The sequence below is a fragment of the Acetobacterium sp. genome (assembly GCF_041752335.1).
Lineage (GTDB): Bacteria > Bacillota > Clostridia > Eubacteriales > Eubacteriaceae > Acetobacterium.
Genome location: NZ_JBGSHG010000007.1, coordinates 1 through 10,975 on the forward strand (window position 1 = coordinate 1; position 10,975 = coordinate 10,975).

Genomic DNA, 10,975 nt, shown 5'->3' on the forward strand with positions numbered 1-10,975 from the left:
AATAAACCATGAAAATCAGGAGGAAAACATGCCAGAAAACAAATCAGATAATTATACAGCTGATCAGATACAGGTCCTCGAAGGATTAGAGGCTGTTCAAAAAAGACCGGGAATGTATATCGGAAACACCGGCTCCCGGGGTTTACACCATTTAGTTTATGAGGTGGTGGATAATAGTATTGATGAAGCCTTAGCTGGTTATTGTAAAAGTATCAGTGTCACCATTCATCAAGACGATTCCATTACGGTTGTCGATGATGGCCGCGGAATTCCCACCGGGATGAACCATTCTCAGGGAAAAACCGGGGTTGAGTTGGCCTTAACGGTACTTCATGCCGGCGGTAAATTCGGCGGTGGCGGATATAAGGTATCCGGCGGACTGCATGGGGTTGGGGTATCGGTTGTTAATGCTCTGTCTGAAAAATTGACCGTTGAAGTCAAACAAAAAGGGCAGATCTTTTTTCAATCCTATGAAAAAGGAAAGCCGACTAGTGATCTGACCATCACCGGAACCACCAATCGCACCGGAACCACCATTTATTTTAAACCCGATCAGGTTATTTTTGAGGAAACCGACTATGACTTTGATATTTTAGAGCATCGTTTAAGAGAATTGGCGTTTCTTAATAAGGGGGTTTCGATTAATCTGATTAATGAAAAAGAATCACCTAAACGGAAAGAAACCTATTATTATACCGGCGGGATTCATTCCTATGTGGAATACATGAATCGCAATAAAGATCCCCTGTATGATAAGATTACCTATTTTGAAAAAGAACAGGACGACTACGCGCTGGAAATCGCCTTTCAATATACCACCGGTTATTCGGAAAATATTTTTTCCTATGCCAATAACATTAACACCCCGGAAGGGGGAACCCATCTTAATGGATTTAAGAGTGCGCTGACCCGAACCGTTAATACCTATGCCCGAAAAAACGGCTTTTTAAAGGGAAATGATAAAAATCTCACCGGCGAAGATGCCCGGGAAGGTTTAACTGCCATTGTCAGCATTAAGCTGCTCGATCCGCAGTTTGAGGGTCAGACTAAATCAAAACTGGGAAATACCGAAGTAAAAGGCATTGTTGAAACCATTGTTGGCGATCAACTTTCAGCCCTGATGGAAGAAAATCCCAGCATTGCTAAAAATATTATTGAAAAAACCCTATCGGCCGCTAGAGCCCGAGAAGCAGCTAAAAAAGCCCGTGAGTTTACGCGCCGTAAAAGTGCTTTGGATTCTACAGCATTACCAGGGAAACTGGCGGATTGCCGGGAAAAAGATCCGGCGCTGTCTGAAATATATATCGTGGAAGGGGACTCGGCGGGTGGTTCTGCCAAATCTGGCCGAGACTCTAAAACCCAGGCGATCTTACCCTTGCGTGGTAAGATCCTGAATGTTGAAAAAGCCCGCTTGGATCGGATTCTGACGACTGATTCCTTAAAATCGATGATCATTGCTTTCGGTACTGGGGTCGGGGATGAATTCAATGTTGAAAAAGCCCGTTATCATAAAATCATCATCATGACCGATGCCGATGTCGATGGGGCTCACATTCGAACGCTGTTACTCACCTTCTTTTATCGCTATATGCCAGGTCTGATCGAAGCCGGCTATGTTTATATCGCGCAGCCCCCACTTTATAAGATCACCCGGGGAAAACAGGTTGATTATGCCTACACCGACCGGGATTTGGAGAAAAAACTGGAAGGCGTGGAAGATCGCTCACGGATCAGTCTGCAACGATACAAAGGTCTTGGGGAAATGGATGCCCATCAGCTCTGGGAAACGACCATGGATCCCAGCGTGCGAACCTTGCTTCAGGTCAATATTGAGGAAGCCTCTTATGCGGATGAAATCTTCACCATTCTGATGGGCGATAAGGTTCAGCCCCGTAAAGAGTTCATCGAACGGAATGCTAAAAAAGTTAAGAATTTGGACATCTAGTCAAGAAGGAGTAAAGTTAAATGCAAGAAATAATTGAATTTGATCGGATAAAATCGATCAATATTGAAGAAGAAATGAAAACTTCCTATATTGACTACGCCATGAGTGTCATCATAGGTCGAGCCTTACCGGATGTTCGGGATGGCTTAAAACCGGTTCATCGCCGGATCATTTACGCGATGAGCCAACTGGGGTTAACTCCTGATAAAACCTTTCGTAAGTCGGCCCGTATTGTCGGGGATGTTTTAGGTAAGTATCACCCTCATGGTGATTCGTCGGTTTATGATGCGATGGTGCGGATGGCTCAGGAATGGTCGATTCGGTATCTGATTGTTAATGGCCAGGGTAACTTTGGTTCGGTCGATGGTGACAGCGCCGCGGCGATGCGTTATACCGAAGCAAAAATGGGTAAAATAGCGGCTGAACTGTTGCGGGACATTAATAAGGAAACCGTTGACTTTATTCCCAACTTTGATGAGTCGGAAACGGAGCCTTCGGTTTTGCCATCAAAATATCCCAACCTTCTGGTTAATGGATCTTCAGGGATTGCGGTCGGGATGGCCACCAATATTCCGCCCCATAATCTGGGCGAAATCATCGATGGCACCGTGGCCTTTATTGATGACCCGGAGATTACCATTGATGAACTGATGAAGCATGTCAAAGGACCAGATTTCCCAACCGCCGGGATTATTTTGGGCAAATCTGGCATTAAAAGTGCTTATCGCACCGGCCGGGGTCGGATTAAGGTTCGTGGTAAGGTTGATATTGTAACCACCAAAAAGGGTAAGAAACAGATTGTTATCACAGAAATCCCCTACATGGTCAATAAATCCAAGCTGGTTGAAAAAATTGCCGAACTGGTTAAAGAGAAAAAAATCGAAGGGATCTCTGATTTAAGAGATGAATCCGACCTGAAAAAAGGAATGTCGATCATCATTGATTTAAAACGGGATGCCAACGAAACGATTATTTTAAATCAGTTATATAAACATACCCAGCTCCAGGAAACCTTTGGGGTGATCATGCTGGCTTTGGTCAACAATGAACCCAAGGTGCTCAATTTAAAAGAGATCCTCTTTCACTATATTGAACATCAAAAAGAAATCATCACCAGACGGACTATTTTTGATCTTAAAAAAGCCGAAGCTCGAGCGCATATTTTAGAAGGTTTAAAAATTGCCCTGGATCATATTGATGAAGTGATAAAATTAATCCGGGCTGCTGCCGATGGCAAAGTCGCCAAGGAACAATTAGTTTTACGGTTCAGTCTTTCTGAAATTCAGGCTCAGGCGATTCTGGACATGCGTCTCCAACGTTTAACTGGTCTGGAACGGGAAAAAATCGAAGAAGAATACAAAGAACTAATGGTTACTATTGCCAAATTAAAAGCAATTTTAGGCGATGGTCAACTGGTTCTGAATATCATCAAAGAAGAACTGATCGAAATTAAAGAAAAATACGGCGATAAACGTCGCACTAACTTTGATATCGATGTCGAAGACTTTGAAATCGAAGACCTCATTGAAGAAGAAGAAGTAGTCATCACGATGACCCATATCGGATATGTGAAGCGGATTACGGCTGATAATTACCGCTCACAAAAACGCGGCGGCAAAGGAATTACCGCCCTCAGCACCCGGGAAAATGACTTTGTCGAACACCTCTTTACCACCACTACTCATCACTATCTGATGTTCTTTACCAATCTTGGTAAGGTTTATCGCTTAAAAGCCTTTGAAATTCCTGAAGGTGGACGAACAGCCAAAGGAACCGCCATTGTCAATCTCTTACCATTAGAAGCCGGCGAACAGATTGCCACGATGATTCCGGTTAAAGAATTTACAGCTGATAAGTACCTGATTATGGCAACCAAGCAGGGGATTATCAAGAAAACCGATTTAACCGAATATGACACTTCCCGTAAAAATGGTATCATCGCCATTAACTTAAGAGAAGGGGATGAGCTGATCAATGTGCGCTTGGTTGAACAGGATGAAGAAATTGTCATGGGAACCCAGTGTGGTTATGCGATCCGCTTCAGTTCAGAAGAGGTAAGACCGATCAGCCGAACATCGATCGGGGTGCGCGGTATTGATCTGCGCGAAGATGATGTGGTTGTTGGGATGGACATTGTCAAAGAAGAGTTGTTTGTCCTTTGTGTCAGTGAAAATGGCTATGGTAAACTCAGCGCATCTGACCTTTATCGTCCTCAGAAACGGGGCGGCAAGGGTGTTCAAACCTATAAGGTCACCAAGAAAACTGGTGAACTGGTGGGCTTCTGCGTGATTAGTCGGGATGGCGAAATCATGATGATTAATAATCAGGGCGTTGTGATCAAGCTGGAAGGCAATGATATTACCGCCGTTGGCCGAAATACTCAGGGTGTTCGTCTGATGAAATTAAAACCCGAAGAATCTATTGCTACGATTTCTAAAGTTTATAAGGAGGATCCAGTGGATGATCTCGACGACGAAGGCGAAAATCAAAAGCCACTCGTTGACACCACTGAAAAAGAATAATGGACTCGTTAATCCATATCGATCGCATTCAAATCGATTGTACGGTCAATGATCAGTTTGATGCCATTGCTTTAGCAGCCAGACCGCTGCTTGAGCAAGGGTGTATCACCGAAGATTTTGTTGAAGCCGCTGTGGAAAGGGAAAGAACCTTTCCCACTGGCTTACCCACCAAAATAGGGGTGGCTCTGCCCCATACTGAAGCGAAATATGTATTAAAAGAAAGCATCTCCATTGTTACCTTAAAAAATACCATCGTTTTTGCCGGAATGGGAAACCCCAAAGAAAGCATTCCGGTTCAGATTGTATTTTTGCTGGCCATTAATAATCCTGAAAAACAGCTAAGGATATTGCAGACGATTATTACCATTATTCAAAATGAAAAAATGTTGATAAAAATAAAAGATGCAAAAGAACCTCAAATCATTTACAATCTCATTAAGACATTTTTATAATTTAGTTACAGTAAGAAAAAGAAAGTGAATATCAATGAATATTAAAATTTCACCCTCAATGCTCAGTGCCGATTTTGCCAATCTGGAACGGGATCTAAAAGAAGTCGAAAAAAGCGGTGCCGATTATCTCCATGTGGACATTATGGATGGTCATTTTGTGCCAAATATTACCATCGGCCCGGATCAGGTGGCGCAGTTACGAAAAGTGCTAGCCATTCCCTTTGATGTCCATTTGATGATTACTGAACCGCTTAAATATATTGACCAGTTTGCCGATGCCGGAGCAGATATTATTACGGTTCATATGGAATCGGATGGGGATATCCAGGCTTGTATTGACGCTATTACAAAAAAAGGGGTCAGACCGGGGCTGGTGGTTTCTCCCGATACATCCCTGGAGGTGATTAAACCTTATCTTGATCAACTTAGTATGATTCTGATTATGTGTGTGTATCCCGGTTTTGGCGGACAAAGCTATATTCCGGCCAGTACTGAAAAAATAAGAGCCTGTCGCCAACTGATTGGCAACCGGAGTATTGATCTTCAGGTTGACGGTGGGATTAATTTTAATACCTTAAAAGAAGTGGTGGAAGCCGGGGCAAATGTGATCGTTTCCGGATCCTGTTTGTTTAACGGCGATATGAAAGAAAATATGGGACAATTTAGAAAAATCATCCAGCGATAAATTCTAAAATTGAAAGAGGAAAAAAAGATGAAACTTGTTTTAGTTGCGTGTGGAACAGCCCTGGCAACATCAACAGTGGTTGCCAAAAAGATTGAACAGATTGCTCAGGAAAATGGTATTGAGTGTCGAACCGTTCAAGCCAAAGCAGTTGATGCATTTAAAAAATATCAAGAATTACATCCGGATGCGATTGTGTGTACCTGTCAGCTGGAAGGGGATATCGATATCCCGGTGATTAATGGCCGCGCTTTTTTAACGGGAATTAATTTACAAAGTACTATTGACCAGTTGATTGAGATATTGAAAAAATAAAATTGACAAGTTAAATAGACTTAACCCAATTTATTTTGGGCGGATCTAAAAACGAAGAGAATAACAAATTTATTTTTTGAACATCAATAGAAAACGCCATGAAAGTTAATCTAAGGATTAATTTTTGCGGCTTTTTTCATTGACAGTTTTTACGAGAGTATTGTATAATGAAAAAGTTAAGAGGGAGTAGTTGTTATACAAAGTCAACATGCTGGTGATTCGTCACCTGGCTTTGTAGCCAATTCTGGTAACGAGACTTTTAGCGTAGTCCATTTGCGGGTGGATTATGCTAAGAGTCTTTTTATTTTGGAAAAGGAAGTGCTACTTTAATACGATTGGAAGGAACGAAAAATGTATTTAAATTTTGTCGCGTTTTTAGTTGCTGTCGGGGCGGTGGTTCTGGCTGAAATGGGGGATAAGACCCAACTGTTGGCGATGGCTTTTGCCACTAAGTATAAGGCCTCCAAGGTAATGATGGGGGTTTTTATTGCGACGGTATTTAACCATGCCCTGGCGGTGGCGGTGGGAAATTATATTACCCGCTTTGATGGCGCCCAGATCTGGATTCAGGGAATTGCTTCGTTGTCTTTTATTTTCTTTGGATTATGGACAATCAGAGGGGATAAGCTCAATGGCGAGGAAAATAGGGCGACTAAATTCGGCCCGATTATAACCGTTACGATCGCCTTTTTTATCGCTGAAATGGGCGATAAAACCCAGCTGGCGACGATTGCGCTGGCCACCAAGTTTCCCGATAATGCCATTGGCGTTTTAGTGGGTACCACCACCGGGATGCTGATTGCCGATGCCATTGGGATTATCATCGGGGTGGTCCTATGTAAAAAGATACCCGAGCGGACGGTTAAGCTGGTATCGGCCGGGGCCTTTATGTTATTTGGATTTATTGGCACCTATCAGGTGGCCACCCAGCAGTTGCAGTTGGGGATCACAACAATAATCCTGATAATGATTGCGTTATTGATTATAACGGCTGGGGCATCCTACTACCTGATTAAAAAAGAATGGGAAGAAGCCGGAAAAGAAGATGATCCATCATGTCTATGCAAAAAGGATGAGATCGAAGTCAAAGAGGATCAACACAATTAGAAAAGCGCCGCTCTGTTTATATGAAAAACAGAGCGGCGCTTTTTTGTTGTTAAGCTATTGAGACTATTAAAAAACTTATCTCTAAATATTAGGGATTTTTACTGTAGTCCCAGTCCGGCGACAATCTCATCAATGCCGGTGAGGATATAGTTAGGACGGTAGGGAAAATCTTTAACCGTTTCCCGGGTGGACACACCACTGAGAACCAAAAAGGTGGTTAATCCGGATTCGATCCCGGCAATAATATCAGTATCCATGCGGTCGCCAATAATCAGGGCATCATCGCTGTGAACCCCCAGACGTTTAATGCCAGTACGCATCATCAGTGGGTTGGGTTTGCCAACGTAATAGGCTTCCTTGCCGGTAGCCAGTTCGATGGGGGCCACAAAGGCCCGACAGGCCGGCACAATGCCGTCTTCGGTGGGGCCGGTTAAATCCGGGTTGGTGGCAATCAGTTTAGCGCCCTTTTGAATCAGCTTCACGGCGCGGAGTACAGAGTCATAATTATAAGAGCGGGTTTCGCCAAAAACAACGTAGTCCGGATCCACATCATTCATGGTAATCTCGACGTCATAAAGGGCATTGACCAGACCCGGTTCACCAATGACATAGGCCGAACAGCCCGGGGATTGATCTTTTAGAAATTTAGCGGTCGCCAGGGCGCTGGTATAAAAATGGCTTTCATCAATTTCCAGACCCAGACGTGCCAGTTTTTCCTTTAGTTCAATGGGTGAACGTTCACTGGAATTGGTCAGAAAGAGGAAATTTTTATCGCTAGCGTAAAGCCAATCGACAAATTCCTTTACTCCCGGCAGCAGCCGATTACCGTGATAGATAACACCGTCCATATCGCAAATAAAGCCTTTTTTATTTTTTATCAGTTCTAATAATTCTTCATTCATTTTTGTACCTCCAATTGTTTTTCAGTTATTTACAACATTATACTCTATTTAATCCGGATTCATCTTAAAAATAGGGTTAATTTATGTAAAAAGATGTAAATAAATGTAAAAATTTAACTTAAACCAGGAATGGCAAAAATTTTTCGTCTTCGCATAAGTATTTGCACGGGCAACTGTGATAAACTAAAAAAACAGGAAAAATACTGTTTCAGGAAGGCAAAGGAATTCAAATGGAGACAATCTTAAAAAATTATGATGATATGCGTGTGATGCGGATGATTAAAAAGCAGCTGATTAATTGTGAATCAACGCTGGAACTGCTCCGCCAAGAATATGAGGAAAAAGACGATCAGCTTTTGGCGTTGGGGATTAAAAAAGAAGTGACCAATCGTTCGGTAGATGAAGAGGAAGTTGGCGCCTTGACAACCCGACTGCAAGCTCTAAAAAAAGAAATCCAGGAAATTGAAGAAGATAAGAGCAAAATGGCAGCCTTCAATGCCTACACTCGTCAATAGCAGAATCCGGATTAAAATCGGGGCTTGACTTTAGCGATGTGATGTAATAATATTAGAACAGTAAAAGATAAATAGTAGCACGAAATGGGGTACACCACCGAAAGGGTGTAATCGCGTTTTGTGCTTTTTTTGCGTTTAAAACAGCGAAGGAGAAAAATCAAAATGAAAGTTAATGGAAAAGAAATGACCCTGGGTAACAATCAAAATCTATTGCAGTTTTTGGAAGTCAATCAGTTTGATGTGGCCACTCTGGCGGTGGCCAGAAATGGTGAAATTGTCCCCAAAGCGAGCTATGAAACGGTGACGCTGGGTGAGGAGGATACCCTCGAAGTGGTTCGCTTTGTGGGTGGTGGTTGATCGTCATTACGCAACTGAACACAGGCAATAATTATTCGAACAAGATGTTTTATTAATACCAATATTAAAGTCAAAAAGGAGACGAAATGACAGATCAATTAGTAATTGGCGGACATACTTTTAATTCCCGGTTTATTCTGGGGTCGGGAAAGTTTTCACTGGAAATTGTGAAGGCGGTGGTTGAGAATGGCGGTGCGGAAATGGTAACCCTGGCGCTGCGGCGCGCGAATCTGGGGGGCGAAGAAAATATTCTGGATTATATTCCCTCAAATGTTACCCTGCTACCCAATACCTCTGGAGCCAGAACCGCTGATGAAGCGGTGAAAATTGCCCGGCTGGCCCGGGAAATCAATTGCGGGAATTTTGTCAAGGTGGAAGTCATCAGGGATTCCAAATATTTATTTCCCGATAACTATGAAACAATTAAAGCCACTGAGATCCTTGCCAGAGACGGCTTTGTGGTGATGCCCTATATGTACCCCGATTTAAATGTCGCCCGGGATTTAGTCAGTGCCGGGGCGGCGGCGGTAATGCCCCTGGCTTCGCCGATTGGCAGCAACAAGGGTTTGAGCACCCGGGATTTTATTGAGATTCTGGTCAATGAAATCGCGGTTCCGATTATCGTCGATGCTGGCATCGGGCGGCCGTCCCAGGCCTGTGAGGCGATGGAAATGGGGGTCGATGCCGTGATGTGCAATACGGCGGTGGCGACTGCCAAAAACATTCCATTGATGGCCAGGGCCTTTGGTCAGGCCATTGAATCGGGCCGAAATGCCTATCTGGCCGGCCTCGGTCGGGTCTTAACCCAGGGAGAAGCATCCAGTCCCTTAACCGGATTTTTGGAGGATTGAGATGGCCGCGAAACGAACAGATCCGATGGTTTATCAACCGGGAATGGCGATAATTGCTTCGGATATTCGGGATAAGGTTCTAAAAAATGTGGATAACTATGACTATTTAAAGGTCTCTGCCCGGGATGTGGAACAGGCTCTAAAAAAAGATTATTTATCAATGGAAGACTATGGGGCTTTATTATCACCGGCAGCGACACCATATTTAGAAGAAATGGCAAAGAAAGCTATTATTGAAACCAGAAAACACTTTGGTAACAGCATTGGCCTGTTTACGCCCCTCTATATTGCCAATTACTGTGAAAACAACTGTGTATACTGTGGATTTAATTGTCAAAATAAAATCCGCCGGGGCAAGCTAACGATGGCTGAAATGGAGAGAGAGCTGGAAGTCATTGCCAAAACCGGATTAACAGAGATACTGATTTTAACCGGAGAATCCCGGCATCATTCCGGGGTGGAATATATCGGGGCCGCGGTTAAGCTGGCGGCAGAATATTTTGCTACCGTGGGGATCGAAATCTATCCCCTGAATGCTGATGAATACGCCTACCTTAAAAAATGCGGCGCCGATTTTGTCTCAGTTTATCAGGAAACCTATAACCTCGACAAATATCAGCAGGTTCATTTAAGTGGGCCCAAGCGGGTCTTTCCCTATCGGTTTGATTCCCAGGAGCGGGCCTTGATGGGCGGTATGCGGGGGGTATCCTTCGGGGCATTGCTGGGCTTGGGTGACTTTAGAAAAGATGCCTTTGCCACCGGGGTGCATGCTTATTTCATTCAGCAGAAATACCCCCATGCCGAAATCGGCTTTTCCACCCCCCGGCTCAGGCCCTTTATTAACAATGCCGATAACAACCCCAATGACGTCCATGAGCAACAACTGCTGCAGGTGATGCTGGCCTACCGCTTGCTGATGCCCTTTGCGGGGATCACCATTTCAACCCGGGAACGGGCCGGCTTTCGGGATCATGTCATCGGGATGGTGGCGACAAAAATTTCCGCTGGGGTCAGGGTCGGAGTGGGCGGTCATGAACAGGAAGAAAAGGGCGATGAGCAGTTTGAGATTTCCGATCCCCGCAGTGTCACCGAGGTCCATCAGATGATTTTAAACCGGGGCCTTCAGCCGGTTTATCGTGACTATATCCGGGTATAAAGCTTACTAATTGACGTTTTCTTTTTCTCCAAATATGATAGACTATAAACAAGAAAAATGAAGGAGCCTATTATGCTGATTTGTATAACTAACCAGAAATTGTGCCGGGACGATTTTCTGAGTCGCATCAATGAAATTGCCAGTGGGAAACCCGATGCCATTATGCTGCGA

The 10,975-nt window shown here is 43.8% G+C and carries 11 protein-coding genes; 10 read left to right on the forward strand and 1 reads right to left on the reverse strand.

Annotated elements, in window-relative coordinates:
• Positions 1-28: 28 nt before the first annotated feature.
• The 6 genes from gyrB to ACEW8F_RS01475 all read left to right on the forward strand — a co-directional run bounded on the left by gyrB (position 29) and on the right by ACEW8F_RS01475 (position 7,023).
• A complete protein-coding gene (gyrB, locus tag ACEW8F_RS01450) occupies positions 29-1,945 on the forward strand; it encodes a DNA topoisomerase (ATP-hydrolyzing) subunit B (RefSeq protein WP_373481696.1) in 1,917 nt (638 codons plus the stop codon).
• A gap of 20 nt (positions 1,946-1,965) precedes the next feature.
• Positions 1,966-4,467, forward strand: coding sequence for a DNA gyrase subunit A (gyrA, locus tag ACEW8F_RS01455; protein WP_373481697.1), 2,502 nt, complete (start codon positions 1,966-1,968; stop codon positions 4,465-4,467).
• On the forward strand, positions 4,467-4,919 hold the full coding sequence (locus ACEW8F_RS01460) for a PTS sugar transporter subunit IIA (RefSeq protein ID WP_373481698.1): 453 nt from the start codon (positions 4,467-4,469) through the stop codon (positions 4,917-4,919). The genes gyrA and ACEW8F_RS01460 overlap by 1 nt, the downstream gene beginning before the upstream one ends.
• Positions 4,920-4,953: 34 nt before the next feature.
• Positions 4,954-5,604 carry a ribulose-phosphate 3-epimerase gene (gene rpe / locus ACEW8F_RS01465; protein WP_373481699.1) on the forward strand — a complete coding sequence of 217 codons (651 nt, stop codon included), beginning with the start codon at positions 4,954-4,956 and terminating at the stop codon, positions 5,602-5,604.
• A 27-nt stretch (positions 5,605-5,631) separates the two neighbouring features.
• The gene (locus tag ACEW8F_RS01470) at positions 5,632-5,916 is read left to right on the forward strand and encodes a PTS sugar transporter subunit IIB (RefSeq protein ID WP_026394904.1); all 285 of its coding nucleotides are present in this window, start codon (positions 5,632-5,634) and stop codon (positions 5,914-5,916) included.
• 351 nt (positions 5,917-6,267) lie between these two features.
• The gene (locus ACEW8F_RS01475; protein WP_373481700.1) at positions 6,268-7,023 is read left to right on the forward strand and encodes a TMEM165/GDT1 family protein; all 756 of its coding nucleotides are present in this window, start codon (positions 6,268-6,270) and stop codon (positions 7,021-7,023) included.
• Positions 7,024-7,121: 98 nt separating this feature from the next.
• On the opposite strand, the gene ACEW8F_RS01480 is transcribed toward ACEW8F_RS01475, so the two are convergent.
• Complete coding sequence (locus ACEW8F_RS01480; protein ID WP_373481701.1) at positions 7,122-7,925, reverse strand: HAD-IIA family hydrolase; 804 nt, start codon at positions 7,923-7,925, stop codon at positions 7,122-7,124.
• A 230-nt stretch (positions 7,926-8,155) separates the two neighbouring features.
• On the opposite strand from ACEW8F_RS01480, the gene ACEW8F_RS01485 reads away from it, so the two are divergent.
• From ACEW8F_RS01485 to thiH, 4 genes are all read left to right on the forward strand, one after another.
• Positions 8,156-8,440, forward strand: coding sequence for a hypothetical protein (locus ACEW8F_RS01485; RefSeq protein WP_373481702.1), 285 nt, complete (start codon positions 8,156-8,158; stop codon positions 8,438-8,440).
• 162 nt (positions 8,441-8,602) lie between these two features.
• On the forward strand, positions 8,603-8,797 hold the full coding sequence (gene thiS / locus ACEW8F_RS01490) for a sulfur carrier protein ThiS (protein WP_373481703.1): 195 nt from the start codon (positions 8,603-8,605) through the stop codon (positions 8,795-8,797).
• A gap of 86 nt (positions 8,798-8,883) precedes the next feature.
• The gene (locus ACEW8F_RS01495) at positions 8,884-9,648 is read left to right on the forward strand and encodes a thiazole synthase (protein WP_373481704.1); all 765 of its coding nucleotides are present in this window, start codon (positions 8,884-8,886) and stop codon (positions 9,646-9,648) included.
• Position 9,649: 1 nt separating this feature from the next.
• Positions 9,650-10,804 carry a 2-iminoacetate synthase ThiH gene (gene thiH, locus ACEW8F_RS01500; RefSeq protein WP_373481705.1) on the forward strand — a complete coding sequence of 385 codons (1,155 nt, stop codon included), beginning with the start codon at positions 9,650-9,652 and terminating at the stop codon, positions 10,802-10,804.
• Positions 10,805-10,975: the final 171 nt, after the last annotated feature.